This window comes from Ruegeria sp. MALMAid1280 (assembly GCF_049195285.1).
GTDB lineage: Bacteria > Pseudomonadota > Alphaproteobacteria > Rhodobacterales > Rhodobacteraceae > Ruegeria.
Genome location: NZ_JBMIRT010000059.1, coordinates 487,400 through 512,799, shown reverse-complemented (window position 1 = coordinate 512,799; position 25,400 = coordinate 487,400). Strand labels below are relative to the sequence as shown.

At 59.8% G+C, this 25,400-nt stretch carries 26 protein-coding genes; 11 read left to right on the top strand and 15 right to left on the bottom strand.

What is annotated here, in order from left to right; genetic code table 11:
- Position 1: 1 nt before the first annotated feature.
- From ACOQFT_RS19420 to ACOQFT_RS19400, 5 genes are read right to left on the bottom strand one after another with little or no spacing between them, the layout of a single operon-like run.
- Positions 2 to 679 (bottom strand): hypothetical protein, encoded by a 678-nt coding sequence (locus tag ACOQFT_RS19420; RefSeq protein WP_421599505.1) that lies wholly within the window; start codon positions 677 to 679, stop codon positions 2 to 4.
- Positions 679 to 1,122 (bottom strand): ATP synthase subunit C, encoded by a 444-nt coding sequence (locus ACOQFT_RS19415; protein ID WP_421599504.1) that lies wholly within the window; start codon positions 1,120 to 1,122, stop codon positions 679 to 681. The genes ACOQFT_RS19420 and ACOQFT_RS19415 overlap by 1 nt, the downstream gene beginning before the upstream one ends.
- Positions 1,119 to 2,915, bottom strand: a complete 1,797-nt coding sequence (locus ACOQFT_RS19410) for a V-type ATP synthase subunit I (protein WP_421599503.1) — start codon at positions 2,913 to 2,915, stop codon at positions 1,119 to 1,121. The genes ACOQFT_RS19415 and ACOQFT_RS19410 overlap by 4 nt, the downstream gene beginning before the upstream one ends.
- Positions 2,912 to 3,517: a V-type ATP synthase subunit D gene (locus ACOQFT_RS19405; RefSeq protein ID WP_421599502.1), complete on the bottom strand. Its 606-nt coding sequence runs from the start codon at positions 3,515 to 3,517 to the stop codon at positions 2,912 to 2,914. The genes ACOQFT_RS19410 and ACOQFT_RS19405 overlap by 4 nt, the downstream gene beginning before the upstream one ends.
- Positions 3,495 to 4,856, bottom strand: a complete 1,362-nt coding sequence (locus ACOQFT_RS19400) for a V-type ATP synthase subunit B (RefSeq protein ID WP_421599501.1) — start codon at positions 4,854 to 4,856, stop codon at positions 3,495 to 3,497. Before ACOQFT_RS19400 ends, ACOQFT_RS19405 begins: the two co-directional genes overlap by 23 nt.
- 243 nt (positions 4,857 to 5,099) lie before the next feature.
- Here ACOQFT_RS19400 and ACOQFT_RS19395 point away from each other — a divergent pair, with 243 nt between their 5' ends.
- From ACOQFT_RS19395 to ACOQFT_RS19360, 8 genes are all read left to right on the top strand, one after another.
- Complete coding sequence (locus ACOQFT_RS19395) at positions 5,100 to 6,839, top strand: ABC transporter substrate-binding protein (protein ID WP_421599500.1); 1,740 nt, start codon at positions 5,100 to 5,102, stop codon at positions 6,837 to 6,839.
- Between the two features lie 84 nt (positions 6,840 to 6,923).
- Complete coding sequence (locus tag ACOQFT_RS19390; RefSeq protein ID WP_421599499.1) at positions 6,924 to 7,973, top strand: ABC transporter ATP-binding protein; 1,050 nt, start codon at positions 6,924 to 6,926, stop codon at positions 7,971 to 7,973.
- 1 nt (position 7,974) lies between these two features.
- Complete coding sequence (locus tag ACOQFT_RS19385; RefSeq protein WP_421599498.1) at positions 7,975 to 9,048, top strand: ABC transporter ATP-binding protein; 1,074 nt, start codon at positions 7,975 to 7,977, stop codon at positions 9,046 to 9,048.
- Positions 9,048 to 9,911: a carbohydrate ABC transporter permease gene (locus ACOQFT_RS19380; RefSeq protein WP_421599497.1), complete on the top strand. Its 864-nt coding sequence runs from the start codon at positions 9,048 to 9,050 to the stop codon at positions 9,909 to 9,911. The genes ACOQFT_RS19385 and ACOQFT_RS19380 overlap by 1 nt, the downstream gene beginning before the upstream one ends.
- Positions 9,908 to 10,705, top strand: coding sequence for a carbohydrate ABC transporter permease (locus ACOQFT_RS19375; protein WP_421599496.1), 798 nt, complete (start codon positions 9,908 to 9,910; stop codon positions 10,703 to 10,705). The genes ACOQFT_RS19380 and ACOQFT_RS19375 overlap by 4 nt, the downstream gene beginning before the upstream one ends.
- An 8-nt stretch (positions 10,706 to 10,713) precedes the next feature.
- Positions 10,714 to 11,118: a DUF2160 domain-containing protein gene (locus ACOQFT_RS19370; RefSeq protein ID WP_421599495.1), complete on the top strand. Its 405-nt coding sequence runs from the start codon at positions 10,714 to 10,716 to the stop codon at positions 11,116 to 11,118.
- Positions 11,119 to 11,184: 66 nt separating this feature from the next.
- Positions 11,185 to 11,580 (top strand): BlaI/MecI/CopY family transcriptional regulator, encoded by a 396-nt coding sequence (locus tag ACOQFT_RS19365; protein ID WP_170324448.1) that lies wholly within the window; start codon positions 11,185 to 11,187, stop codon positions 11,578 to 11,580.
- Positions 11,567 to 12,664 carry a M56 family metallopeptidase gene (locus ACOQFT_RS19360; RefSeq protein WP_421599494.1) on the top strand — a complete coding sequence of 366 codons (1,098 nt, stop codon included), beginning with the start codon at positions 11,567 to 11,569 and terminating at the stop codon, positions 12,662 to 12,664. The genes ACOQFT_RS19365 and ACOQFT_RS19360 overlap by 14 nt, the downstream gene beginning before the upstream one ends.
- Before the next feature lie 5 nt (positions 12,665 to 12,669).
- Here the strand turns inward: ACOQFT_RS19360 and ACOQFT_RS19355 are convergent, their stop codons facing one another.
- The gene (locus tag ACOQFT_RS19355) at positions 12,670 to 14,073 is read right to left on the bottom strand and encodes an MATE family efflux transporter (protein WP_421599493.1); all 1,404 of its coding nucleotides are present in this window, start codon (positions 14,071 to 14,073) and stop codon (positions 12,670 to 12,672) included.
- 97 nt (positions 14,074 to 14,170) lie between these two features.
- Positions 14,171 to 14,689, bottom strand: a complete 519-nt coding sequence (locus tag ACOQFT_RS19350; protein WP_421599492.1) for a TetR-like C-terminal domain-containing protein — start codon at positions 14,687 to 14,689, stop codon at positions 14,171 to 14,173.
- Between the two features lie 197 nt (positions 14,690 to 14,886).
- Here ACOQFT_RS19350 and ACOQFT_RS19345 point away from each other — a divergent pair, with 197 nt between their 5' ends.
- Positions 14,887 to 15,588, top strand: coding sequence for a PspA/IM30 family protein (locus ACOQFT_RS19345; protein WP_170441523.1), 702 nt, complete (start codon positions 14,887 to 14,889; stop codon positions 15,586 to 15,588).
- A 48-nt stretch (positions 15,589 to 15,636) separates the two neighbouring features.
- Positions 15,637 to 15,927 (top strand): YiaA/YiaB family inner membrane protein, encoded by a 291-nt coding sequence (locus ACOQFT_RS19340; RefSeq protein WP_421599491.1) that lies wholly within the window; start codon positions 15,637 to 15,639, stop codon positions 15,925 to 15,927.
- Here ACOQFT_RS19340 and ACOQFT_RS19335 read toward each other — a convergent pair.
- The 5 genes from ACOQFT_RS19335 to ACOQFT_RS19315 are packed head-to-tail and all read right to left on the bottom strand — an operon-like array spanning position 15,924 to position 20,977.
- A complete protein-coding gene (locus tag ACOQFT_RS19335; RefSeq protein WP_421599490.1) occupies positions 15,924 to 16,898 on the bottom strand; it encodes a hypothetical protein in 975 nt (324 codons plus the stop codon). The two genes, ACOQFT_RS19340 and ACOQFT_RS19335, sit on opposite strands and share 4 nt — an antisense overlap.
- Positions 16,898 to 18,004: a hypothetical protein gene (locus ACOQFT_RS19330; RefSeq protein ID WP_421599489.1), complete on the bottom strand. Its 1,107-nt coding sequence runs from the start codon at positions 18,002 to 18,004 to the stop codon at positions 16,898 to 16,900. The genes ACOQFT_RS19335 and ACOQFT_RS19330 overlap by 1 nt, the downstream gene beginning before the upstream one ends.
- Positions 18,001 to 19,185 (bottom strand): hypothetical protein, encoded by a 1,185-nt coding sequence (locus ACOQFT_RS19325; RefSeq protein WP_421599488.1) that lies wholly within the window; start codon positions 19,183 to 19,185, stop codon positions 18,001 to 18,003. Before ACOQFT_RS19325 ends, ACOQFT_RS19330 begins: the two co-directional genes overlap by 4 nt.
- A complete protein-coding gene (locus ACOQFT_RS19320) occupies positions 19,182 to 20,057 on the bottom strand; it encodes a HesA/MoeB/ThiF family protein (protein ID WP_421599487.1) in 876 nt (291 codons plus the stop codon). The genes ACOQFT_RS19325 and ACOQFT_RS19320 overlap by 4 nt, the downstream gene beginning before the upstream one ends.
- Positions 20,054 to 20,977 (bottom strand): hypothetical protein, encoded by a 924-nt coding sequence (locus ACOQFT_RS19315; protein WP_421599486.1) that lies wholly within the window; start codon positions 20,975 to 20,977, stop codon positions 20,054 to 20,056. The genes ACOQFT_RS19320 and ACOQFT_RS19315 overlap by 4 nt, the downstream gene beginning before the upstream one ends.
- A 225-nt stretch (positions 20,978 to 21,202) precedes the next feature.
- Between ACOQFT_RS19315 and ACOQFT_RS19310 the strand changes: the two genes are divergently transcribed.
- The gene (locus tag ACOQFT_RS19310) at positions 21,203 to 21,667 is read left to right on the top strand and encodes a putative molybdenum carrier protein (RefSeq protein ID WP_421599485.1); all 465 of its coding nucleotides are present in this window, start codon (positions 21,203 to 21,205) and stop codon (positions 21,665 to 21,667) included.
- Positions 21,668 to 21,805: 138 nt separating this feature from the next.
- Here the strand turns inward: ACOQFT_RS19310 and ACOQFT_RS19305 are convergent, their stop codons facing one another.
- Genes ACOQFT_RS19305 through ACOQFT_RS19295 form a run of 3 tightly spaced genes read right to left on the bottom strand, consistent with a single transcriptional unit; the run spans position 21,806 to position 25,397 of the window.
- Positions 21,806 to 22,258 carry a hypothetical protein gene (locus ACOQFT_RS19305; protein WP_421599484.1) on the bottom strand — a complete coding sequence of 151 codons (453 nt, stop codon included), beginning with the start codon at positions 22,256 to 22,258 and terminating at the stop codon, positions 21,806 to 21,808.
- A complete protein-coding gene (locus ACOQFT_RS19300) occupies positions 22,255 to 24,318 on the bottom strand; it encodes a glycosyltransferase (RefSeq protein ID WP_421599483.1) in 2,064 nt (687 codons plus the stop codon). The genes ACOQFT_RS19305 and ACOQFT_RS19300 overlap by 4 nt, the downstream gene beginning before the upstream one ends.
- A complete protein-coding gene (locus ACOQFT_RS19295; RefSeq protein ID WP_421599482.1) occupies positions 24,315 to 25,397 on the bottom strand; it encodes a hypothetical protein in 1,083 nt (360 codons plus the stop codon). Before ACOQFT_RS19295 ends, ACOQFT_RS19300 begins: the two co-directional genes overlap by 4 nt.
- Positions 25,398 to 25,400 lie beyond the last annotated feature (3 nt).

Below are 25,400 nucleotides of genomic sequence, written 5' to 3'. Positions count from 1 at the left end.
GTTACCGGATCACCCCTTCCAATACCGCGCGAAAGCGCGGTTGCAAGTGCTCCATCAGCAAGGAGGCTACGGCCTTGTCGGTCAGATCCAGCACAACGCCCTGATCCTCGGCCCGGACCCGAATGCCGTCCTGCGCATCATCCGAGGCGTGCAGCTCGACCTGCTCGCGCAGCATCCTGGCGGTAAGACCCAGCACGTATTTGGTCAGCTTGCCCGACTGGATGTCGTCTGCGTTCTGCTTGATATCTTCTTGCGTGGCGACCTTGGCGGGCAGGATGACCTGCACCTTACCGTCCAGCTTCGCTTCAGCGGCGGCGCGGCCCACCACTTCGAGGATCATTTGTTTCAGCAGATCCGGATCACCCATTTCCTTAGTGACCAGCCTTTCGACATCTTCGCGGAACCGATCCGTCAGATCGGCCTTCATGGTCAGAACCGCGTCACGCATGGCGGTGTTCAGCGCTTCCTCACCTGCGGCGCGGTAACTGTCAGACTCGCTACGGGCCTTTTTCTGATACTCATCCGCTTCACGCTTGGCGTCGGCCAGAATCTTCGCGGCCTCGGCCTTGGCATCCGCGCGAAGTTTGTCCGCATCCGCCTGCCCGGCGGCCACACCGTCGCTGCGCAGCTTATCGATCAGCGCATCAACACCGTGCGAAATTATGCCATCCTGTGCCATCAGCCGATCCCCGCGCTGATGACCAGGGCAAAGACAAAGGCAAAGACGCCAAAGCCTTCGATGATCGCGGCGGGTGCCAGCGACAGACCGAATATCTCAGGCTTCTCCTTGGTCGCGTTGATCGCCGCCGCACAGGCACGGCCCTGCCAGATTCCGCAATACATGAGTGCGATACCCGACAGGATACCGATCCCGAACAGCCCGCCTGCGTTTTCCGGCGTCACGTCACGGTTCAGTGTGAACATGATAACGATACCGTAAATCACCATGGTCGACGGAAAGGCAGAAACACCGACGAACCGGCCATAGCCGCCCTCGGTTTCGGTCATGGCGCCGATACTGGCCATCCCCGCAATCGAGCAGCCGATGGCGCTTGCGACCGCGCCCAGCGCCATGGGCGCGTAAATCCCCAGCCAACCCAATGTCAGAACAAGCTCATTCATTCCTGAACCTCCTTGCGGGCGAACGGGCGAAAGACGATGCCTTCGTCCGGCAGACCCCATTTAAAGAATTCGATGTAATTGAGACGCAAACCGTGGACGACGCCGCTCATCAATGCGAGGGCGAAGTTCAGGATGTGGCCGATGATCAGGATCAACAGACCGAACAGAATGCCCGGCCCTTTCAGCGCGTGGATCACCGACATGGCCAGATCGTTGAAGGTGATCGCAAGTGAGGCCGAGGCCAGACCCAGCGCGAACAGGCGCATATAACTCAGCACATCTCCGAATGCGCCCATCGCCCCGGCCAGGCCCTGCACCCCGTCGATCAGGCGCCAAATCCAGTCGGTGGGCTTTTTGATCACCCGCTCGCTGGAGAACAGCAGGATCGCCAGAGCGCCCACGATCAGGATCGCCGCCCCAAGTGTCGGGGAATACCCTTTCATATAGCTGAGCCACAGAACAAACCCGCCGATCAGCGCCGCGATCCAGCCCAGATTGGCAATTGCTTTCCTCTGTCCCCATGCCGCCCGAGCGGCCAGAGCATTGGCCAGCACCAGATGCAGAACACCGACAACGATCGACACCATCATCATGGCCCCGAAATTGTTCAAATCCAGCAGCTTGAGCCTGGCCCAGATCGACCCATCTGGCGGAGACACCCCGAAATAGCTGCCGACCAGAATACCGTACACAATCGTCGCGCCCGAGATGATCAGCCCGTACCGCCGCCACGATCTCATCCCGACCGTTCCGCCCATCCGTTTCCAGAACAGCAGCAGCCCCAGCAGGATGACGGCTCCGTATCCCGCGTCGGTCACGATCATCGCGAAAAAGAAGGCAAACGAGGCCGCGACGATGACGCTCGGGTCCCAATCCTTGTAGCCGGGCACTTGATAAAACAGCGCCAAGTCCACAGCAGCATTTCGTTTTTCCGGTTGCTCCAACAATGTGGGCGGGGCGTCATCCGGCCCCGGTTCTTCGATCAGAACGGCTGCATCCTTGGCTTTGGCCATCTCAAGCACGGCCTCAATGCGATCTTCGGGCACCCAGCCTTGCAGGGCAAACATCGCCTCTTCGTCGCGGACCTTCTGGGTCGCATGTGCCAGTTCCGCTGCGCTCTCGGCCACAGACAGATTCCGCCGCATCAGCGTCAGATAGCGGGTCTGCGCAACCCGTTCGGCCTCCAACGCTTCGATGGCGATCTCGGCCTCTTCCAGCTGCGCCTCCAGCTCGTGAATGGGCAGCGACCCGGTATGAGTGCGCGGAACCGGCAGGATGTCGTCGGCGGGTTCGTCAGGCGCGATAAGGACAGCGTAAATGAACCGATGGTCCTGTTCCAGAATGGCCCAGGGCAGCGTCAGGTCCGACAGCGCATCTCGGTGCTTCACTGGCAACTGGTAAAACCAAAGTCGATTGCCAGCCAACACGTCATCGGGCGGGAAGTCCAAGTCTCCCCATGGTCGCACCTGAGCGATCCGATGCGCCAGAAAGTCCCGCCGGTCGGTCATATCACGCGTGCGTTGCATCAGGTCCAGCACGTCCTTGACGAACTGGTCCATTTCGAAATCCGGGTCACGCTGTATCTGGCGGCGCGCCTCGGGCACATCTGTCAGGAAACGCAATACCTTATAAGCCTCTCTTGCACCACGTTCGCTGATCTTTTCGGGCTCGGCCGGAGGCGGTGCCAGCGGCAGGACGTGCATACATCCCAGCTCCTGCAATGCCTCAAGTGTCTGGGTCTTCTGCCCGGCGCGTCCGACCAACGACAGTTTCTTGAGACGCGCGACACTCATGACACCGCCTGTTGCGCGTGTTTGCGCTTGGAGATTTTCGAGCGCACGACGGCCTGCATCTGTTCATCGCTCAGGTAGATGCGGATTTTCTTGATGTTGGCCTTGGCCCGCGGGATCAGGACCTTTTCAAACAGGTTGACGCGCTGGGTGATCGTGGCGACGGCCTTGTCGAAAATCTTCACCCGCTCCTCGGCCAATTTGACCCGCAGGCGTGCCTCGATCATGTCATGCAGCAACTGCGCGGCTGCGTCGACCCAATGGGGCTTGGCCAGAAACGAGTAAGGCCGTACCGTAACTTGGATCCGGTCGAGCGCAGGCATTTTGACACCCACAACGTTGACCTCTTTGACCTGATAGTCCTTGAGTTCAACCAGCCCGTCCAGATCGACACCTTGTTGCGCCAGCATCGGCAGCTTCGCCCCGACCTGTCGCGCCAGCTCCTTGACCTCTTCCTCAAGCCGCCGCACATCCTCGCGCGCTTTGGCACGTTCCGCCATCAACTGCTGGCGCTTCAGGTCTAGCGACGGCAGGAACCGCTCATAGCTTTTCAGCTGCGTCTGCTGGCGGGCCAGCGACGATTTATTCAGCTGCAACCGCGCCATTTGCATCCTTCGGAAAGTACTTGTCGACCAGAGCCTGCTTCATCAGCAGTTGTTCAGGCTGGAAGCATTCAGCCAACGTTTTCCACCCCAAATCCAACGCCTCTTCCAGCGGGATCGAGACGTTGATGTCCATGAACCGCTTGCGGAACAGCGCGCCGAATTTCAGCAACTGGTGATCATAATCCGATAGATCAAACGCCATCGCCTGTTTCTGTGCAGCATCACGGCTTTCGGAATAGAACCGGATCATCGTGTTCATGATCTGCCCGTGATCTTCGCGGGTTGTCTTGCCGATCACGTTCTGCTTGAGGCGCGAGAGGCTGCCGAACGGATCGATCACACCCGAGTGCAAATAGAACTGCCCTTCGGTGATATACCCCGTGTTGTCCGGAACCGGATGGGTCACGTCATTGCCGGGCATCGTCGTCACGGTCAGCACCGTCACCGATCCGCCCTTGGCGTAATCACAGGCTTTCTCGTATCGACGCGCCAGCTGTGAATAGAGATCGCCCATATAGCCGCGCTGCGAGGGCACGCGTTCCTGACTGATCCCGACCTCTTTCATCGCGTCTGCAAAGGCCGTCATGTCGGTCATCAGAACCAGCACGCGCTTGCCCTCTTCCACCGCGAATTTCTCGGCCACAGCCAGCGCCATGTCCGGCACCAGCAGGCGTTCGACTAGAGGGTCCATCGCCTGATTGACGAACATCACCGTGCGCGAGAACACGCCCGCATCCTCGAAAGACGTCCGAAACGTGTGGTAGTCGTCAAAGATCAGCCCCAGCCCGCCAAACACCACGATATCGGCATCCGCCTGAATGCCGATTCGGCTGAGGAAGGCGTTGAATGGCTCACCCGACACGGAAAAGATCGGGATTTTCTGGCTTTCGACCAATGTGTTGAACACGTCGATCATCGGCACATCGGTCCGGATCATCTTGTTGGGCACCGCACGTTCGGCCGGGTTCACGGTCGGCCCGCCGATATCAATCCGCGGCTCGGACGACAGGTCCGGCCCGCCATCAATCGCCACTCCCGCCCCATCAAAAACGCGCCCCAGAATGTTGGCCGAATAAGGCGTCTGCATCGGGTGGCCAAGGAAGGTTGCAGTGGCTTCGGTCGAGATCCCCTTGGTGCCGGAAAACACCTGCAAGGTCACCACGTCGTGGTCGATGAAGATCACCTGCGCCAGGGTTTTATGCCCATCGACCGTCTCGATCACCGCCAGATCATTGAAGCGAACGGCTGCATCAGCGGACCCGTCCAACGGCACCATGACCTTGATCGTATCCCCGACAATTTCCAGTACGCGTGTGTATTTCAACAGACTCTGGGACATTGCCTATCCTCATACGTCCAGGTGAATTCCGCCAATCGGCGCCACGTCAATCAGCGGCATTTTTTGTAATCGCGAGTGCAGCTTACAACGAATTCACAAATTGACAACCGAGGATACATTGCCGTCGTGCCCCCCTACAGAAACTCAATTACTAAAAATTTAGTTTGACACGTACGCAAGAAATCGCTGATGCTGTCCGGCATCCGGTTCGCGCCGGAAACCATAATTTTTGGGAGGAGACAGATGCGGAGACATCTACTTTCCGCAGTGGCGGCGGCTGCCGTCATTGCGGGGCACGGGTCCGCTTGGGCCGACGAAGCCGCAGCACAACGCTGGATCGACGACGAATTCCAGCCATCGACCCTGTCGAAAGACGAACAGATGGCCGAAATGCAGTGGTTCATCGAAGCTGCACAACCTTACGCTGGCATGGAAATCAACGTCCTGTCCGAAGGCATTCCGACCCATTCGTACGAATCCGAGGTTCTGACCAAGGCGTTCGAGGAAATCACCGGCATCAAGGTCAACCACCAGATCCTTGGTGAGGGCGAAGTGGTTCAGGCCGTTCAGACCCAACTGCAAACGAGCCGGAACCTGTATGACGGTTATGTCAACGACAGTGACCTGATCGGAACCCACTCGCGTCTGCAACAGGCCTATCCGCTGACCGACATGATGGCGGGCGACTGGGCGGCGACAACCTCGCCGACGCTGGATCTGGATGACTTCATGGGCATTCAGTTCACCACCGGCCCGGACGGCAAGCTGTACCAGCTGCCGGATCAGCAGTTCGCGAACCTGTACTGGTTCCGCAAGGACTGGTTCGATGACGAAGCCAACAAGGCCGCATTCAAAGAGAAATACGGCTATGACTTGGGCGTTCCAGTCAACTGGTCAGCCTATGAGGACATTGCCGAGTTCTTCACCAATGATGTGAAAGAAGTCGATGGCGTCGCGATCTATGGCCACATGGATTACGGCAAGCGTGCGCCTGACCTTGGCTGGCGTATGACCGACGCATGGTTGTCGATGGCCGGTGCTGGTGACGTAGGCGAGCCGAACGGCGTTCCGGTCGACGAATGGGGCATCCGCATGGAAGCGGGCACCTGTAACCCCGTTGGCGCGTCCGTCTCGCGCGGTGGTGCTGCAAACGGCCCGGCTGCGGTCTACGCGATCCGCAAGTGGGATGAATGGCTGCGGGCCTATGCACCTCCGGGTGCGGCGTCGTATGACTTTTACCAGTCACTACCGGCACTCAGCCAGGGCAACGTGGCCCAGCAGATCTTCTGGTACACCGCCTTCACCGCTGACATGGTCAAGCCGAAGTCCGAAGGCAACAACACCGTGGATGACGAAGGCACGCCGCTGTGGCGGATGGCGCCCAGCCCGCATGGACCCTACTGGGAAGAAGGCCAGAAGGTTGGCTATCAGGACGTGGGTTCGTGGACCTTCCTCAAATCGACCCCCGCGGATCGTGCTCAGGCGGCCTGGCTCTATGCCCAGTTCGTGACGTCCAAGACTGTCGACGTGAAGAAATCCCACGTGGGTCTGACCTTCATCCGCGACAGCTCGGTCAATCACGAGTCGTTCACTGAACGCGCACCCAAGCTGGGTGGTCTGGTCGAGTTCTACCGCTCGCCTGACCGTGTGGCATGGTCGCCGACCGGCATCAACGTGCCGGATTATCCGAAGCTGGCCCAGATCTGGTGGCAGCAGATCGGTGACGTGAACTCGGGCGCCTTCACCCCGCAAGAGGCGATGGACCGTCTGGCCGAAGAGATGGACATCACCATGGCCCGTATGCAGGCCGCGGATGAAAGCGCCGGTGTCTACGGTGGCTGTGGTCCGCGCCTGAACGATCCGCAGGACCCGGAGTTCTGGCTGGAAAAAGCGGGTTCGCCCAAGGCCAAGCTTGAGAATGAAAAGCCGCAAGGCCAGACCGTCAACTATGACGAACTGGTTCAGCGCTGGCAGTCTCAGTAACGCCGTGAAAACCGGGGGTGCCGTTTGCGGCATCCCCACCCCAAAAGACCAGTGCGATGCACTGAAGGACCGGAACCCACGGACATGATCGAACTACAAAACGCCACCAAACGGGTTGGCAATGTCATCCATATCAAGCCCACGAACCTGACGCTGCAGACCGGCCATTTCAATGTGCTGCTGGGCGCGACGGGATCGGGCAAGACCTCTCTGATCAAGATGATGGCCGGGCTGGACCCGATCGCCTCGGGCAAGGTTCTGATGGATGGGCAGGACGTGACCCGGCTGAACACGCAAAAGCGGCAGATCAGCCTGGTGCACCAGTTCTTTGTGAACTACCCGCATATGACCGTATTCGACAACATCGCCTCGCCGCTGCGCGTGGCGGGCATGGCGAAGTCAGAGATCGAGGGCCGCGTCGAAGAGGCCGCCGACCTGCTGCAATTGCGCCCGATGCTGCACCGTCGCCCGCACGAGCTGTCGGGCGGACAACAACAACGGACTGCGCTGGCCCGCGCGATTGCCAAGGAAAGCCGCGCGGTGTTCCTGGATGAACCGCTGGCGAACCTCGACTACAAGCTGCGCGAGGAACTGCGTGAGCAGCTGCCGGACCTGTTTGCCGGACGTGGCGCAGTGGTGGTCTATGCCACTTCGGAGCCCGAAGAGGCCCTTTTGCTGGGCGGCTACACCGCCCTGATGGAAGACGGGCGCGTTACTCAGTTCGGGCCTACCGCCGACATCTATCGCAATCCCGAAAACATTGCCGCCGCGCGTGTGTTCTCGGACCCGCCGATCAACGTCGCCCGCATCACCGTTTCTGGCGCTCAGGCGCAACTTGCTGGCGGAGGCGGCTGGGCTGTCGCCGACATGGCCGACGGAGATTACATGGTCGCCGTGCGACCCCATCGGGTGACGCCGTTCCGTACCACGGATGCCGACGTAGAACTGACCGGGCGGGTGATCGTGACCGAGCTGTCGGGCTCGGATTCCAGCGCGCATTTCCAGCACGGCGAGGACGCTTGGGTTTCGCTCGCTGCGGGTGTGCATCCGTATCAGGTGGGCGAGGACCACAGCTTTTACATGAACCCGGCACATTGCCGGTACTTCGGCCAAGACGGCCAAAGGGTGGCCTGACATGGCACAAATCAAGCTTTCGAACCTGCGACACAGCTACATGCCTACGCCGAAAGGCCCCGAGGATTATGCGCTGAAGGAAATCGACGTGACTTGGCGCGATGGTGGGGCCTATGCGCTGCTAGGCCCGTCGGGATGTGGTAAATCTACGCTGCTGAACATCATCTCGGGCTTGCTGACCCCGTCTGAGGGGCAAATCCTGTTTGACGACCGCGACGTGACTGCCCTGCCCCCCGATCAACGCAACATCGCACAGGTGTTCCAGTTCCCGGTGATCTACGACACCATGACCGTGGGCGAGAACCTGGCGTTTCCGTTGAAGAACCGCGGTGTTGACCCGGCAACGATCGAACGCCGCGTCGGTGAGATCGCCGAGATGCTGGACGTCACGGATATGCTCAACACCCGCGCCAGCGGCCTTAGCCCGGACAACAAGCAGAAGATCTCGATGGGGCGCGGTTTGGTCCGCGACGACGTGAATGCGGTGATGTTCGATGAGCCGCTGACCGTGATCGACCCGCATCTGAAATGGAAACTGCGGTCCAAGCTGAAAGAGCTGCACCAGCGCGTTAAAGCCACCATGATCTACGTGACCCACGACCAGACCGAGGCGCTGACCTTCGCTGACGAAGTGGTCGTGATGCAAGAAGGCGAAGTGGTTCAAATCGGTACTCCAGTTGAGTTGTTCGAACGCCCTCAGCACACTTTCGTCGGTCATTTCATCGGGTCACCCGGCATGAATGTCCTGCCGTGTGAGGCCAAAGGCGACCGCGCGGTGTTCGAAGGCCACGAAGTCGTGCTGGAAGGCCCGACCCATGGCGACGGAGGCCGCACTGATCTGGGTATCCGGCCCGAATATGTGGGCTTTGGTGACACCGGCATCCCGGCACATGTGACTAAGGTGTCCGACATCGGTCGTCATTTTGTGGTCAGTGCCATGGTCGGCAACACAGCCCTCAAGGCCGTGACCGAACACAGCGTACCCGAGCCGGGCTCGCAGGCTTTCCTGCAATTCAAACCTGAACAATCCCGCGTCTACCGCGACGGCTGGATTGCAACCGAGGAGCGCAGCTGATGAGAACCGAAAACCAAAAAGCCTGGTTCTTTGTCCTGCCCGTTCTGGCGCTGGTCGCATTCAATGCGCTGGTGCCGATGATGACAGTGGTCAACTACTCGGTGCAGGAAACCTTCGGCAACAACCAGTTCTTCTGGGAAGGTCTGGGATGGTTCGAGCAGATCCTGCGATCTGACCGGTTTCAGGCTGCACTGGGGCGGCAGTTCCTGTTCACCGCAATGATCCTGATCATCGAGGTGCCTTTGGGCATTATCGTGGCGCTTTCAATGCCGCGCAAAGGTTTTTGGGTGCCGGTCTGTCTGGTGCTGATGGCGCTGCCGATGCTGATCCCCTGGAACGTGGTCGGGTCGATGTGGAATATCTTCACCCTGCCCAAGATCGGCCTGCTTGGGTACTTCCTGAATGACGTTCTGGGCATCAACTATGACATGACGCAACAGCCTCTGTCCGCTTGGATCACGGTCATCGTCATGGATGTCTGGCACTGGACCTCGCTGGTGGTGCTGCTGTGCTACGCGGGCCTCGTGTCGATCCCGGATGCCTATTATCAGGCCGCCAAGATCGACGGTGCCAGCCCCTGGTCGGTGTTCCGGTATATCCAACTGCCCAAGATGAAAACCGTTCTGACCATCGCCGTGCTGCTGCGCTTTATGGACAGTTTCAACATCTATACCGAGCCATTTGTCTTGACCGGCGGCGGCCCCGGCAACTCAACCACCCTGCTGTCGATCGACCTTGTGAAGATCGCGCTGGGACAGTTCGACCTCGGCCCTGCGGCCGCGATGAGCCTGATCTATTTCGCGATCACGCTGCTGGTTAGCTGGGTCTTCTACACTCTGATGACAAAGGATGACGCGCAATGAAGAAGCGGACCCTTATCCCGATCCTCTACATCGCGTTCCTGATGCTGCCGATCTATTGGCTGGTGGCAATGTCCTTCAAGACTACAAACGAGATCCTGTCGGGCTTTTCCCTGTTCCCCCAGACCTTTACGCTGGAGAACTATATTACCATCTTCACCGACCCGACATGGTACTGGGGCTATATCAACTCGATCACCTATGTGACGCTGAACACGGTGCTTTCGGTCTGTGTCGCCCTGCCCGCCGCCTATGCGTTCTCGCGCTATCGGTTTCTGGGCGACAAGCAGCTGTTCTTCTGGCTGCTGACCAACCGGATGGCCCCGGCTGCGGTGTTTGCCCTGCCTTTCTTCCAGCTTTATTCCTCAATCGGTCTGTTCGACACCTATCTGGCCGTGGCGCTGGCGCACACGCTGTTCAACGTGCCGCTGGCGGTGTGGATTCTGGAAGGTTTCATGCGCGGCATCCCAAAGGAACTGGACGAAACGGCTTATGTCGACGGCTATTCCTTCCCGCGCTTTTTCGTGACGATCTTCCTGCCCAACATCAAGGCGGGTGTGGGCGTCGCGGCGTTCTTCTGCTTCATGTTCTCATGGGTGGAAATGCTGCTGGCCAAGACCCTGACCGCGGTCGAGGCCAAACCGATCGCCGCCGTGATGACCCGCACCGCATCCAGCGCCGGGTATGAGCTGGGCCTGCTGGCCGCAGCCGGGACCCTTACCATCATCCCCGGCGCCATCGTCATCTGGTTTGTCCGCAACTACATCGCGCGCGGTTTCGCGATGGGTCGTGTGTGAGGTTCGATATGCGTAAACTTCTTCTCACTCTCCCCTTCCTGCCCTCGACGGCCTTTGCCCAAGCGCAGGCCGGATGGGGTAGTGTCGGCCAGCAAGAGGAAAAGGGCTTTTCCTGGACCGCCCCCCTGTGGCCGGATTTCTGGATGGCCTGGACTCCGGCGACACTGGCCGTGTTCGTAGGCATCTTTTCGGCCATCGCCCTGATCGGCGTGCTCGAAGGCTTCAAATATCGCGACGGGATCGAACGGCGCGGCGTCCTGGGCCTGACGACCACGCTGGGCGACCGGTTGTTCATCACCCTGTTGGGGTCGGCATATATCTTTCTTGCCTGGCTTGGACTGGTGGGCCAGCCCGTCTGGATCCCCCTATTCCTGTCGATTGGCTGGGGCATCTTCGTCTTCTGGAAAGTTTGAGCTTTGCGAAACAGCGAAAGGATGCTTGTCTGTCAGGCATACTAAAAAATGCGACACGAAAGACCGATGCGAAAAAAGAAAACAACAAACCTGCTGACCGAAGTGGAACTTGAGTTCATGAACGAACTCTGGGCGCTGGGTCGGGGCTCGGTCCGTGACGTGCTTGATCGCCTGCCGCCAGAGCGCAACCTGGCTTATACGTCCGGTGCAACCATCCTGAGGATTCTCGACGACAAAGGTTTTGTCGAAAGCCACAAGGACGGAAAGACGCTGATCTATACGCCGCTTCTGGAAAAGGACAGGTATCAGGCACGGTCGCTGCAGAACCTGTCGCGGACCCTGTTCGACGACACGCCTGCCACGCTGGTCGCGCGTCTGGTTGACGATGCGGGCCTCAGCGAAGCCGATCTGGAGGAAATTCGGGCACTGGTAGAGAGGAGACTGCAAAATGACAGCGGTTAAACCGGTTCTCGACGCGTATCTGGAATGGAATCTTGTCCTCGGCCTGGCTGCAATACTCTGGCTGGCTGCGCGGGGGCTTCTGTCCCGGACGTCACTCAGCCACGGGTTTGTGGCGCAGTTGCGAACACTCAAGGCGCTTTGCTTATGTATAGTGATCAGCCCCTTGCTGGCACTGGGAATATCTGCGCTGGCCGCATTTACTCAGGCCAAAGGCAACTTGGCGATCGGAGACATCGCCGTGGCGGCCTATCTGCGCGGTGACATCGCCATGCCCGCCACCCAGTTCGAGGCGCTGCTGAACACGCGCCAACGCTGGGTTGAGGTATTGTTCAGCGGAGACCATTCGATTGTATCCGCGATCCTTGTACTGATGGCGCTTGCATCGCTGATCTATGCCCTGCGCGTGATCGGCGACGGGCTGGCAATCCGCGAGACGGTCAACAGCAGCTTTTTGTGGCGCCGGTCGGCAAAGGTGGATATCCGCCTGTCCGACCGCATTTCCGTGCCCTTCGCGGTCCGGGGTCTGCGTCGGCGTCATGTCGTGTTGCCCAGCCACTTGCTGGACACCCCGCGTGAGTTGCGCTTTGCCCTTGCGCATGAGCTTCAGCACGTGCGCGCCGGGGATGTAGAGTGGGAGTTAGGGTTCGAGCTACTCCGCCCCCTGCTGTTCTGGAACCCCGCCTATCTGGTGCTCAAGTATCAGTTCGACCGCCTGCGTGAACTGGCCTGTGACCAGTCGGTCGTGGCACGCAAGAACATCGATGCGCACGATTACACCAAATGCCTGCTGGACTATTGCGCCCGTACCGTCACGCGCGGCAGCCCGCGTGTTCTGAACGTGGCTCTGGTCACCGGTGGCAAGGCGAAACGCGTTCTGCGGCAACGGGTGATTGCGCTGGCGGATGCGCCCGCGATGCAATCGTCGATGCCGCTGATGTTCCTCGGCCTGACCATCCTGTTTGCGCTTGTCCTTGGGTTGGCCGCCGCGTCGGTCCAGCAGACCGAGGATTGGAGCCATGATCGTCTGATGCTGTCGACCGTGGTCAACCTCGAACGGTTAGAGGCGCGCAATCAGGGCAACTGACCCGCTTACCAGCCGCGACGCCCGAACAAGGCCTGCAAGCGGGTCTGTCCGGCGAACGGGTCGGCAGGTTGTGGTGCTTCGAGGTTCGCAACAACCCGCCGGACCAGATCCCAACAGATCACTGCAAAGATGACTCCTCCCAACGCTTGCCCCAGCAGCACGCCGGGTGCGCCAGCGATATAGGCCCCGGCAACGGCAAAGGGCCAGGTGCCCAGCGTGTGCCGCCCCCAATTCACCAATGTCGAATAAATCGGGTAGCCCAGATTGTTGAAACTGGCATTCGCGACAAAGATCACGCCGTTGAAGAACGATGCCAGCGCAAGAGGACCGCAAAACAGATAGATCAGCGCCCGTGTCTGCCCTTGCGCCTGAAACAGGTCAGCAATCGGTGCGCGCAGCAGGAACAGAGTGGCCGCCATCAGGCAGACATACACGGCCGTGAACTTGACCCCGGCCAGAAAGGTGGCTTTCACACGGTCATACTGCGCTGCCCCGAAGTTCTGCCCGACAATTGGCCCGATGGCGCCGGACAGAGCGAATACAACTGAAAACGCCACCGGCATCAGCCGCCCGATTACCGCCATACCGGCCACGGCGTCCGTACCGAACTGCGCAATTTCACGGATGACAATGGCGTTGCCGATGGGCGTGGCGATATTGGTCAGGACTGCGGGCACGGCGATCGCGCGGACTGGCCGGACATCCGCCGCCAACTGCCTCAGTGATGGTCGTGCGAATCCACGATGTACACGCGCCGCCGGTCTGACCGCTGCAATCAACATGCAAACCCGCGCGATGACCGAAGCGATAGCCGCCCCGTCCAGCCCCAGCCCGACGGCAAAGATCAGGATCGGGTCCAGCACCGCGTTTGCCACCCCGCCATAAATCGTGGCCTGCATCGAACGTCGCGCATCTCCATAGGCACGCAACACCGCCATGCCGGTCATCGCAACCGCCATCACCCACATTGTCGGCAGAATGATCGAGACATATCGGGCGGCCAATCGCAGCACCTCGCCCTCGGCGCCCAGCAGAGACAGGCAAAATGTCAGGTTGAACAGAACGGCCACAGAGACGACCAACCCGACCAGAGCGCCCAGAACCGCCACGCTGGTTCCGAAGTGTCGGGCCTGCTCGTGCCGCCCGGCCCCCAACTCTCGCGCCACCAAAGCGCCCGCTGCGATCGACAGGCCGACATTGATCGAGTTGGTGAAGAACAACAGCGTTCCGGCATAGCCGACCGCCGAGGCCAACGCATCGTTACCCAGCATCGAAATGAAGATCATGTCGACGAAATCCACCGCGAAAATCGCCATCAGGCCAATGCTGGTTGTCAATGACATGCGGGTGACGTGGCCCATCAGGCTGCCCGTCAGAAAGACTGCTTTGCCTTCGGATTGTGTTGCCATGTATAGGTCTAGCCCCTACCCCTTAGGTCAAATTGCCCGCGTTTCCGTCGGCGATGCAACGGCAATCTCGGGGCGGTTTTTTGATGCGGTTGATGCTCTAGTATTGCTTGTCTGCCTGATACCCGCGCAGAAACTGCTGGACAAATCCAGACAGTTCCGTCCGAACGGCATCGGTATCCAACGCGACAAACCGACCTTCAAGCGACAGCTTGACGATGCCGTGAACCGCCGAGAAAACGGTACGCGCGCGCAAGCCCAGTGTGGCGTCATCCAGCCCCGGGCTCAACTGCGACAGCGGGTGCATCACCTCGGCAATCAGACCTGCATGTTCCTCCAGATGCCACTCGGGCACTGGTACGCCTGGCGGCATCCTGTGATCAAACAGAGCAGCCCAGAGGTTCGGGTTCTCGGTGCCAAATTCAAGATAGGCCAGCGCAAGCGCCAACAGCTTTTCCTCTGGCGCCTCTTTTGAGGCCGAAGCGTCCTGCAAAGACATATGCAAACGCGCCAGTGTGCGCGAATTCACCGCCAGAATCAAAAGGTCCAGATCCTCGTAGGCGTTATACAAGCTACCCAGCGCGCATCCCGCATCTTTGGTGACATCTCGGGCCCGCAATGCCGCCAATCCGTGCGCCTTTATCCTATCTTCTGCTGCATTCAGAAGGTTTTCCCTCAAAACTTCTCTTTTATTCTTAGCCACTTAATCCTCCGTTACGCCTAAAATTTGAACATCGTTCATTTTTTGTGTTGAACGACGTTCAAAATTACCGCACAGTCACTCCATGAACAATGTTCATAAACGAGGAGCCCAAGATGTTCAAACTGTTTGCCACTTTGTTACGAGGCCAGGCCTATGAGGCGGCAACCGTTGTCGCGGACCGCCACGCCCTGCCCATTCTGCGCCAGCAAATCCGGGATTGCGCCCATGCCGTTCAGATGTCTCGCAAGGCGGTCGCCGTCGCGATGGCTCAGAACGAGCAGGAAAAGAAACAGCATGACCGGCTGACCCAGCAAATCGCCGACCTTGAGGTCCGCACGCTGGATGCCCTGCAACAGAACCGCGACGACCTGGCCCGTGACGCCGCCGACGCCATCGCCCACCTTGAGGCCGAGCGCGACGTGTCCACCCAGGCACAGGCCCGGTTCGATACGGAAATCGCCCGGCTGCGCACTGTCCTGCGCGAGGCCGAAACCCGGCTGCGGCAACTGCAGCGTGGTCAGCGGCTGGCTACGGCAACGGACAAAACGCAGCGCCTGCAGCAGGTGGCCCCCGACAGCGGTCTGTCAACACTGCGTGAGGCCGAAGACACCCTGCAACGCCTGCAGGAACGGCAAAGCGAAATGGACGCCACCGCCCGCGCCATGACCGAGTTGGAGACCACCGGATCAGCCGAAAACGTACGTGATCGACTGGCCGAGGCCGGTTGCGGCAAACCCCTGCGATCCAACGCGGATGAGGTTCTGGAGCGACTGAAAAAGAAGGCGCAGAAATCCGCAAAATCGAAATCGAGCTGACATCAAACACCTAATTCAACGCACTGAAAAACTGAAAGGAATAGTCCAATGAATACCGAAGACAACCTGAACCTGCCCCAGTCGAACGCATGGAACATGTTCACCATCGCCTCATTCATCGTCGCGGCGGCGATGATGGCGGGCGGCATCTATTTCCTCGAGGCCAGCTTTGCCGCGAAAGGGTTCTACTCGATGTCCGCGCTGATGCTGGTACACACCACCGTCTCGATCACTAAGACGCTGCGCGACCGCGAAGAATCCCAACGCCTGCACAACCGGATCGAAGATGCCAAGACCGAGAAACTGCTGAAGGAAGTGGGCGACAATATCGCCGCCTAAATGATCACATCGCGCAGGGAAAGGCGCGCGCGGCTGGGGGTGGCTTTGTTGGCGACCCCCAGCCGCAATGCGTTGAACAACACCCGATCGCCGGAGACGCCGAACCGATCCGAAACCGCCGCGCGCGTGTCAGGATCATCTGCCAACGCCGCCGCGGGCCAGCCGACCAACCCGCGGGCCGAGGCCTGCAGCCATGTGCGATAAAACGCCCGCCCCGCGTCGACCATTGCCCCCTCTGCAGGCCAGTGAAACAAGGCGATCGCGCTTGCGTCGCTGCTGCGCGCAGCCTCGCCCGATAGCAGCGGACCAAGACCCAGCGCAGACAACAGGTCATAGACCTTGCCGCCCAGCACGACCGGCACCAGCCTGGCCGTAATTGCATCCATGACCAAAACATCCCGGTTCAGACCATCGGCATCGTATTTCGGATCGTCCTTGCGCAGCCGCATCCATTGCAGCAATTCAGCACGGAAGGGTTTTGGCCGCACGATCCGGGCCGAGGCGATATCGATCTGTTTGGCCAACCAGTCGATCTGCGCCGCAGCCGTCACCAGCGTCATATGCGCATCCGCCCAATTGTCGAGGGCAGCTTTCGAAGCAGGTGAAAAACCCGCCCGATGGGTCAGGCGCCCGGACATTTCTGCCGCCAGCGCGGCATCATCAGGGGCAGCCACGCCTTCGGGAACGACCCGGGCAATGGGGCGTAAGCGAGTGCCCCCTGTGCCTTCGGTCAGAGTCACGCTGGCACCCGCCCCACGCGCGGCCAGAGCCAGAACCGTACCTTCGACCGCCGCTCCACACGAAACTTCCAGGTCACGATCCGTCGGATCACCAACGGGCAGACGCCGGGACAGGTCGGCCAGAATGTCGATGCCGCCATCGCGCAGCGCCCAGCGCGCCGGTTGCGTGTTATGGGCCGACGGCGCCAGCATCGCCTGCGCCACAACGGCTTCGAATTCCGCCCGGTCCATCACGACAACTCCTTGGAAAACAGGTGCAACCGATGCAACGGCACCGCCCTGGCCTTTTCGGTTTGCCGCAGGCTGGCAGTGTTTTCATCGGCGATCCACGTGCCGCCGACCGTCTTATACCCTGCCGCAATCATGTCGCGCGTCATCTCGCTGAGCATCAGTGGATTGACCGAACGGCCCTGAAACTCTGGCATCACGCCCTGAAAGATCACCACAGCGCGGTCTCTGCGGGCTTTGTACTGCAGGTAATGCCATGGCAGCGACAGGCGCATCCGGGACCCGATCCGGCGCAGCAACGGGTTGAGGTCTGGGATCGCGATCACCGCTCCGGCGGGTTTGCCCTGATAGTGCACCACCTTGGAAATACGCGGGTCCATGATCCATTTCAGGTCTTTGGCCTGAAAATGGAACTCTTCGGCCGTGACCGGAACAAACATCGGGTTGTCTTTGAAGCTGCGGTTCAGGATCGCGCGGGCATCCTCAAGCCGTTCGGCAATAGTCGCGCGGGTGACCGGTGCGAAGGAAAACCCCTGGTCCAGCAAGTGCGCGCGCTGAGCGTCGGGCAATACCTGCGGCGCAGGCGTCACATCCAGACGGCGCTCGAACGTTGTCATGGGAAAATGGGGCTCATACCCGTTCGCCTTCAGCAACCCCGGCAGGTGTGGTGCCCCCCAGATCTGATCGGTGAAGGGCGCCTGATCGAACCCGCTGGTCATGATCCCGGCCTGTTGCATCGCGGTCAGGTTGAAGTTGCCGCTCAGCCTCGTCATGCCTTTTCCGCGGGCCCAGGTTTCCGCTGCCTGCAGCAGGGCGGTTGCAGCCTCGGCATCGTTTGCGCAGTCGAAGAAGCCAAAACATCCCCGGGCCTCGTGATGCAGATCATTCGACGCCCGGTGCAGATGCGCCGTGATCCGACCAACCGGTTTGCCTTGCCGTAAAGCGGTGAAATAGGTGAATTCGGAGGCGTCCGAAAACAACGGATTGCCGACCGAGAGAAACCGCTTCAGATCCACCTTCATCGGCGACACGTATGGGGCATCCGGCCCGTAAGCGTGAAACGGAGCGTCAAAGAAGCTCGGGAAATCCCGCTCAAGAAGTTCGATCATGATTGCCCCTCGGCCACCAGAACAGACGCCATCCGCTGGACCGCATGCAGGGCCGCGCCCGTGCTGTCTAGTCCCGCAATGTCAGGGCTGCTGAGCATCACCAGCCGCAGAGGATCAGCCGACAGCAATACGGCGTGTGTGGCGTCAAACCGTGAGAACAGCCAATTGACCTGTTCGTCCCCTGTGCTTCCCAACTGTTGCACCGGCGCTTCGCTGAACCGGGACCGCAGGTCGCCAAGGTTCATGCCTGACAAATCGACCTCTTTCACCAGCACCGCATCCGGAGCGCCCGCAGCGCGGCGCAGCAAGGTCAGGCTGGCCTGCGGTCCCTGCCCCTTGGCCTCGGCGATCTCACGCAGGGCGACCAGTTGCCGGTCCTCGATACGCAGGGCAATCGCGGCCTGCCATATCGCCAGCAAGATCAGCGTGGAAACAACGACCGTCATGACCTGCACCCCGGCGCGCATATCCATCGCGACAAGTCCGGATAAGGTCAGGGTCAACAGCCCGGTGACAAGAAACACGATCCCGAAGCTGCGCAGGATATCCCGGCCCCTCAGCCCCGAACGGTTCATTCCGATCGACAGCCAGCACAGCACAAGAACGGCCACGCCGCCCAGCCTGACCGGGGCATCGACCACTGCCTCGCGCATGTAGTCTGTTGCCAGAAACGGCAGGATCAACAGGAAGGACAGGCTTATTCTGTTGACGGTTCTGTTCTCGGTCGGGGACAGGCTGTCCCTGTCGCGGCGCAGCACGAAAATGGCGACCCCGCTTAAACCCAGCAACTGGAACAACAGCAACCCGGTCAGTCGCCAGACCTCGAGGCTGCTGAATTGCAACAGCCCCAACAGCCCAAGAATGACCGCACCCCAGGCGCAAGTCAGCTTCAGGATCGGAGGCGCATGACGGCGCAGCAAGCCCTCGGCGAGAACCAAGGCGGCCAAGGGCAACAAAGCTGCGCAACACGCCGCAGTCGCAGAGAAAAACCAGCCCCATCCGCCCCAATGACCGATCCGGGACAGCATCAATACCACCAGCACCCACAAGCAAAACCGAAACCGTCTGGCGATTTCCGGCCTATGCACAAGATCGCCCAGATGCAGCACTACAACCGTCGCGCCCAGCGCGGCGCAGACTGACACCCAGGTGTCTGCCAGAAATGCCGCCGTATCGGTCATGACGCCAGCAACCTGTTCATCTGTCTCCGAACCAGCGGCCGCATCAGGGCTGCCAGAAAACCCGGCATGGGACGCTCGACCTTGCCGGTATGAGGGTTCAGGAACCAGCCGCGATAATCGGCGCCATGCGGGCGCCTCAGAACGGCCTGCAGTGCCTCGCCGCCCATCAACGTCCCTGCCATGATCACCATCGGCGCAAACGACATCCGGCTGCGGGTGCCGGCAATGACCTCACCCGCCAGGGACAGATCCACGTGATGCCGGGACGAGGAATGGGTCAGCACATATTCAGCCTCGGCAGCAGCCGCCGCATCGCGCATTTCCGGCGTCAATGCGTTCCAGAGGGTGCCTTGCGTGGGATAGTCCAGACGCTCCTCCGGCATCGGATCGCCCGGTCCGGTGACGTAAACCGATGGCAAGGGCGAGGCATAGGCGTCGATTACCTTCCGCCTGTTGATCCGCGCGGTACGATACAGCAGCAGGCTGGCGCTTAGATCGTCCGTGCCGTTGATGACCACATCTGCGGTCTGGACCAAACGGTCAGCGTGGTCCGACCAGTCGGCCCCCAGCACTTCGATTTCAGCCTCGGGGTTGATTTGCAAACACTGGTCCCGGGTCGCCATTGCCTTGTCATGGTCGACCGTCCCCAGCGTCGCGAACAGTTGCCGGTTCAGGTTCGACACCTCGAAACTGTCCAGATCGGCAAGGATCAAACGACCTACCCCGGCGCGGATCAGGGTCATGATCGCACTGCCCCCCATCCCACCGGTGCCACAGACAAAAACGCAGGCGTCGCGCAGTGCGTCCTGTTCAGCCTGCGAGACAAAGCCCAGATTGCGGGTGGTGAATTCCTGATACGAAAACGTGCTCATTTACCTTGTTCCCTGGCGCGCAGAATGCCGAAATCCCGCTGCGTGTCCGCCCATTGCCACAGCGGCATGGCCAGACGCTGCAACACGGCCGCGAAAACAGCCAGTGCAACGGCTGCGAAGGATCCACGCGGCACCTCGCGCCCGACATAAGACAGCGCAGTTGGCGTATCCATCTGCCCCAATTGCAAAACGTCGTCGCCCCGATCGTAGTCCAGCTGATCCCGACAATAGTCGTTCACGACCTGATTCCTGTGTTTGGGCGCGTCGGCGAAGGTCTTCTTCAGGTGATCCGAACCGCCCGTATAGGCGTTGGCAATGACGAAACGGTCTTCGTCGAAGATAGCCTCGGGGCCGACTCCAAAGACATGGCGGTGATGCTGCATGATGTCCCGCGCCAGCAGCAGATGCAGAAGGCTGCGTCGGTTTTGCACGCCGCCCTCGGGCGCCGGAAAGACCCGCGCGAACCCGCTGCCGACCAGCCCCACGACCGCAGGCACCTGCGTCACATTCGAAATCCACAGCGGCCGCATCCCATTGCGGAACAGCATCAACACGCAAGTCAGCCCATACAGCACCCAGCTGAGCCCCTGACTGCGCAGATCCGGATCGACCATGACCAGACCTAGATGCAGTACCTCCTCGGACCGATGCCCCAGATCGACCTCCATCAGGGCCAGAGCGTTAAAAGCCACCGGCGTCTGATCATCCCGGCGCGAAACCAGCGTGATCACCGATTGCCCCAGCCTGTCGCGGTCGCCCGCAAAGACCCCATAGGTCAACTCTCCGGCGGGCAGCGTTTTGGAGGCCACCTGACGCAGATCCGCGACCAGCTTGTCCAACTCATCCGGAGACATCCACAGGCCCGGGCGTTCGACAATACGAACCCGATACCCGCCCGAGGCGTTCAGACGAACATCCATGTATCGCTGCGACGCAGCCCTGATAATGGCGCTTAACAAATCCTGTTCCCGATAATTTCTGCTCTTTTTCAGATACGAGTTTTATTGTGACAAAACTAAGGTTTGAGGCGTGCTATTTCACGTCACTAATGAACGAGGTAACGTCCATGAGACGCAAGTCCTGAATTCCACCAGTTCCCCGTGACGCAAAGGCCGGTTAAGCTATGCTCAGAAAAGGCATAAGCAATGAAAATCGTCTCGGGCGGGCAAACCGGCGCGGATATGGCAGCATTGGAATTCGCCCGGCACAACGGGCTGGATCATGGTGGTTGGGTTCCAAAGGGCCGCACGAATGAAGCGGGCCGGATTCCGGAACATTTCACCGGGCTGGCCGAGACGGACTCCGAGAAAGTTGTTGAAAGAACCCGGTGCAACGTCGCCTCAAGCGATGCCACGCTTATCTTTGTTGACGGGTCGACCAGCCCGGGAACACAGCAAACCATCGCTTTCGCAGAAGAAGCCGGAAAACCGCATTTGGTGGTCGATGTCAGGGACGGAACGGCGACCTGCGCACGGAAGGTCCGGGAATGGCTGCAATCCACCCCCGCCACGGTTCTGAACATCGCAGGCCCCCGAGCATCCGAGGCGCCGCAGATCGGACCACAGGCCCGCGCGATACTGGACCAAAATCTGGATCTGCTTGAAGCCTGATCCGCGATTACCGTAGTAGGTGCGGCCCATCCATCCCCGGCGGCAATAGGCAAGTCGACCACCATACCCCAACTGAGTAACCGACGGCATCCAGTGGCCGGGGCGATGCACCGTAAAGCCCGCGCTGCCCTGCCCGCTTCAACTCCCGTTATTCTGACGAGACCACAGACCGATTTCATCCCCGTCGATGATGATCGCAAGATCCCAGAACTTTCTGATTTCCGCCTCGGCGGCCAGCGCCGCCGCCGGTTCGTCCGGCACGCGCTCGACACGGAAACCGAATTGTTCGAACCCGCTGTATTCGACGCGACTTAGAATGACCGGAAAAACCTCCCGCTCCAATGCGGCGGCGGCAAGATGTCTTGCGACGTTGTGTGCCGACTCAAGAGGTTTCAGCACCCGAATACCGATATACGTGGGGCCGCCCTTGTCGCGCTCCCATAGGGCAGTGGATGGTGTCAGGTCCATTTCGGGGAACACAACTTTCCCATACGGCTTGGATTTGCGATTGCCCGTGATCAACGCATCCAGTTGAACCGGCCGCTTTGGCGATGTCCTGCCAAGAATTTCGAACCAAGAGATGTCTGTCATTTTCCGTGCCTGACCTCTGCTATGATTTCAGCTGCTCTCGACGCTCCCGCCTCGGGTAATTCAATCCTGTCCAATGCAGACCGGTAGAACTCCACCTCATCGTGATCCAGGCAGTCCGACACTGTCCGTTCCAGTTTCATGAGGTCTTTTTCGGTGATGATCGCGCAAAGGTCGCGGTCGGCCAAAGCGCGGGCGCGCCGCTCCTGATTGTCCAGATAGGGGGCTGATTGCGGGATCAGGATCGCGGGGATTTTGTGGTATAGTATCTCTAGGACGGAATTATACCCCGCCGCCGAAATGACCAGATCCGCAGCCAGGCACAGGGATGTGGCCTCGAATGTCTGAACCACGCGGGTATTCGTCCACCCGAACGTGGCTGGCTGAACCTTGCTGCCGGGCCAGGTCACGACAAGGTGCAGACAGTCCGTCCGATCCTCGAACATCCCGGATATCGCCTGTAGCTGCGCCGACCGGTCAGACGCCACGCCGCCGCCCAACATGCTGACGACCAGTTGCTTGAACTCGCGCCCGAACCGTTCTGCCAGACGCGCCCTAAGTGCGTCGCGTTCATCGGCGGACTGAACCACCTGACGAAAGACCGGGCCGACATAGTGCACGTGATCACCATAGCTGTAGGCGTCGTTCAGCTCTTCAAAGGCTTCCGAAGGGACGATGACCCGGTCGAACACGCTTTCTCGGCGCAGCATGGTCTGCCGGGATCGCCCGTCCGGCCAAAGGCCCCGCCGAACCCAAACCGCCGATAAGCTCCGCTCGAGGATCACACGGTAGACGGAATCGAAAACATGGCCGCCGTCAAAGACCAGGCTGTCATTTTCCTGCAACGCAGCGCGAAGCCGACGGTATGTCAGGATATCGTTGCCGTCGGGATTGTCTGTCATGTCGATCCGCGAAACCAGCGGGATGCAATCGATACCTTCACGGCGGACAAGTGGCACGCAACTGGGAAAGGCTGCAAAAACCGATGACATGTCGTCTGGCAGCGTGTTTGCAATCACGGCGCACCGCTGGGCGTGCCCCAATCCAACGCCATTTGTTGGGAAGAACAGGGTTCTCTGCGTGTTTCGTACAGGTTCGCGTGTTTCGTGGGTCAGACCTGCGGCGCTTTCCAGACGGGAAATGTCCACCGTATGAAGCCACTGAGACATTCTGGCCTGTTCAGCAATTTGCGAGGTGTTGCCAAGTATCTTTCCCGTCAGATACCCATCCAGCGAAAACGGAGTTTTGGGTCCAAGCAAGACGGGCGCGCCCGAAGACACCAGAGCTTCGTCATCGGTGCAGTCTATTGCAACACCCCCGGCCGCGATCAGCTCGACCGCAAACGCCGCCATACGAACACCAGCAATACCGTGGCCGAACATCACAAGAATGTCCGTCGAGTTCGCCAGAGTCAGCGACGAAAGATCGGTATACAGGTTGGTCGGCAAATCGTGAAATGGCGAGGCGTTGATTACCTCGTTCTGCGCCCCGCTGACAATCAGCCGCAAATTATACCCCCCCCGGTTACTCATCCGGGACAAGCAGGGCAACGTCTCGGGGTTGTCCAACTCCATGGAACCCAAAACGACCGTGACATTCGGCATCTCACGCGTGGGCCGGGGCGTTGTCCGGACGTCAGCCACCAGAGGGCTGATCGCCGAGGGCAAAACCGAACGCGGCTGAAAATCCGTCAGGTCGATCACCGTGGCTTCGCGACCAAGCGCATAGGCCAGACGCGCCTTTGCACCGACATAGCTTTGCTGGGTCAGGAACCGTCCCGTCGCGATCACTGGCACATCCGGACCAAGCTGCTTATGCCGAAGGGACGCAAGAAGCAGATCATCGATATCCTCGGCACCAAGCACGAATATGGTCTCGGCCTGATGCTCTGCCGGGTCGACAAGAAATCTGGCCGCCTCGTAAACTCTGCCCCGTCCTGCGTTTTCCGGCAGATACTCGGCATCGATGCAGGCGGTGAAACCGCGCGCGGCAAGTTGTTCGGCAAAGATCAATTGCGCGTCGAAGGATCGTAAGGAACGCGAACCGGCCTCAATGAAGATCATCCCGATACCTCGCTTTCTACCGAAATGACATTGGACAGCTGCGCCTTGAAATTCTCGGCGGAATAGCGCGCCAGCGCCGATTGCGACCGGGCAGCCTGTTCATGATACCGGTGCGGCTGCGCGATAAGGTCAGAAATGATCCCGTCTACCTCCTTTGGGTGGCAACTGAGCACTGCGTCACCAAAGGTTTCCCCTATGTCGGAATTGGTAAGAACCACCTTGCCCGCAGCCAGCGCCTCGGCAATGACGCGGCCGAAACTTTCTTGCCAGGTCGGCGCTGTGAAATAGACAAAAAAATCAATCATTTCAAAAAACTCGTCTACGCGAATGGCGTTGAAGGGCAGCAAGGTCCAATGCGGGCGCAGAACACGTGCATCCAGCAATGCGTCGGCACCCAGGATCACGTTTCTCTGCGCATGTTCGGGAAAACACCTGTCGAGATCGGCAAGAACCGGAAATTTCTCAAAACCGGGCCGAGAATGCCTTCCGCGGCGGTCTCCGGGCATGTCGCAGGGGGCCGCTATCTCGGTCTCGCAGATGTTGAACCAGTCTGCATCCAGAACCTCCCATTGCCGCGCTATACGGGACCCGGTCAACCAATCGCTTACGGTTTTCCGATTGTACGGCGAAATCGGCGCAAGCGTTTTCCTGAGCGACAGCACCGAGGCCTCAATCTGGTTCAGGCAGGATAATACGTCGAACCCTTCTTCGCCGCCCGGGCGCAGAAAGTTCTCATGCGTGACCACGATCAGGTTCCGCGCAAAAACCCTTGTGTTCAGTGCATCCTGAAACTTTAAGAATGCCGGATTGTGCAGGATCACATAGTCCGCGCTGACCCGAGGCGCATCCCAAATCAGCGGAATGTTCAAATCGTCAAGCACACGCCTCAGCACCGGTGCAATATACTGATCCTCGCCAAACGTCCTTGAGGTTACCGCGTGAACCTCGAGCTCTCCGAACTGCTCGGCCACACGAAGCTCGGCAGCGACGGCCGCTGACGTGCCGCCAGAAAACCGTGGTTCAATGATGTAGGCGATCTTCGGGCGCGAAGGACAATTGAGGGCGTCGAACACGGGCATTGG

What these genes read in the sequence shown, in the direction of transcription:
- ACOQFT_RS19420 (WP_421599505.1), bottom strand. Translation starts at nt 679, where the DNA reads ATGGCACAGGATGGCATAATTTCGCACGGTGTTGATGCGCTGATCGAT.
- ACOQFT_RS19415 (WP_421599504.1), bottom strand. Translation starts at nt 1,122, where the DNA reads ATGAATGAGCTTGTTCTGACATTGGGTTGGCTGGGGATTTACGCGCCC.
- ACOQFT_RS19410 (WP_421599503.1), bottom strand. Translation starts at nt 2,915, where the DNA reads ATGAGTGTCGCGCGTCTCAAGAAACTGTCGTTGGTCGGACGCGCCGGG.
- ACOQFT_RS19405 (WP_421599502.1), bottom strand. Translation starts at nt 3,517, where the DNA reads ATGGCGCGGTTGCAGCTGAATAAATCGTCGCTGGCCCGCCAGCAGACG.
- ACOQFT_RS19400 (WP_421599501.1), bottom strand. Translation starts at nt 4,856, where the DNA reads ATGTCCCAGAGTCTGTTGAAATACACACGCGTACTGGAAATTGTCGGG.
- ACOQFT_RS19395 (WP_421599500.1), top strand. Translation starts at nt 5,100, where the DNA reads ATGCGGAGACATCTACTTTCCGCAGTGGCGGCGGCTGCCGTCATTGCG.
- ACOQFT_RS19390 (WP_421599499.1), top strand. Translation starts at nt 6,924, where the DNA reads ATGATCGAACTACAAAACGCCACCAAACGGGTTGGCAATGTCATCCAT.
- ACOQFT_RS19385 (WP_421599498.1), top strand. Translation starts at nt 7,975, where the DNA reads ATGGCACAAATCAAGCTTTCGAACCTGCGACACAGCTACATGCCTACG.
- ACOQFT_RS19380 (WP_421599497.1), top strand. Translation starts at nt 9,048, where the DNA reads ATGAGAACCGAAAACCAAAAAGCCTGGTTCTTTGTCCTGCCCGTTCTG.
- ACOQFT_RS19375 (WP_421599496.1), top strand. Translation starts at nt 9,908, where the DNA reads ATGAAGAAGCGGACCCTTATCCCGATCCTCTACATCGCGTTCCTGATG.
- ACOQFT_RS19370 (WP_421599495.1), top strand. Translation starts at nt 10,714, where the DNA reads ATGCGTAAACTTCTTCTCACTCTCCCCTTCCTGCCCTCGACGGCCTTT.
- ACOQFT_RS19365 (WP_170324448.1), top strand. Translation starts at nt 11,185, where the DNA reads ATGCGAAAAAAGAAAACAACAAACCTGCTGACCGAAGTGGAACTTGAG.
- ACOQFT_RS19360 (WP_421599494.1), top strand. Translation starts at nt 11,567, where the DNA reads ATGACAGCGGTTAAACCGGTTCTCGACGCGTATCTGGAATGGAATCTT.
- ACOQFT_RS19355 (WP_421599493.1), bottom strand. Translation starts at nt 14,073, where the DNA reads ATGGCAACACAATCCGAAGGCAAAGCAGTCTTTCTGACGGGCAGCCTG.
- ACOQFT_RS19345 (WP_170441523.1), top strand. Translation starts at nt 14,887, where the DNA reads ATGTTCAAACTGTTTGCCACTTTGTTACGAGGCCAGGCCTATGAGGCG.
- ACOQFT_RS19340 (WP_421599491.1), top strand. Translation starts at nt 15,637, where the DNA reads ATGAATACCGAAGACAACCTGAACCTGCCCCAGTCGAACGCATGGAAC.
- ACOQFT_RS19335 (WP_421599490.1), bottom strand. Translation starts at nt 16,898, where the DNA reads ATGGACCGGGCGGAATTCGAAGCCGTTGTGGCGCAGGCGATGCTGGCG.
- ACOQFT_RS19330 (WP_421599489.1), bottom strand. Translation starts at nt 18,004, where the DNA reads ATGATCGAACTTCTTGAGCGGGATTTCCCGAGCTTCTTTGACGCTCCG.
- ACOQFT_RS19325 (WP_421599488.1), bottom strand. Translation starts at nt 19,185, where the DNA reads ATGACCGATACGGCGGCATTTCTGGCAGACACCTGGGTGTCAGTCTGC.
- ACOQFT_RS19320 (WP_421599487.1), bottom strand. Translation starts at nt 20,057, where the DNA reads ATGAGCACGTTTTCGTATCAGGAATTCACCACCCGCAATCTGGGCTTT.
- ACOQFT_RS19315 (WP_421599486.1), bottom strand. Translation starts at nt 20,977, where the DNA reads ATGGATGTTCGTCTGAACGCCTCGGGCGGGTATCGGGTTCGTATTGTC.
- ACOQFT_RS19310 (WP_421599485.1), top strand. Translation starts at nt 21,203, where the DNA reads ATGAAAATCGTCTCGGGCGGGCAAACCGGCGCGGATATGGCAGCATTG.
- ACOQFT_RS19305 (WP_421599484.1), bottom strand. Translation starts at nt 22,258, where the DNA reads ATGACAGACATCTCTTGGTTCGAAATTCTTGGCAGGACATCGCCAAAG.
- ACOQFT_RS19300 (WP_421599483.1), bottom strand. Translation starts at nt 24,318, where the DNA reads ATGATCTTCATTGAGGCCGGTTCGCGTTCCTTACGATCCTTCGACGCG.
- ACOQFT_RS19295 (WP_421599482.1), bottom strand. Translation starts at nt 25,397, where the DNA reads ATGCCCGTGTTCGACGCCCTCAATTGTCCTTCGCGCCCGAAGATCGCC.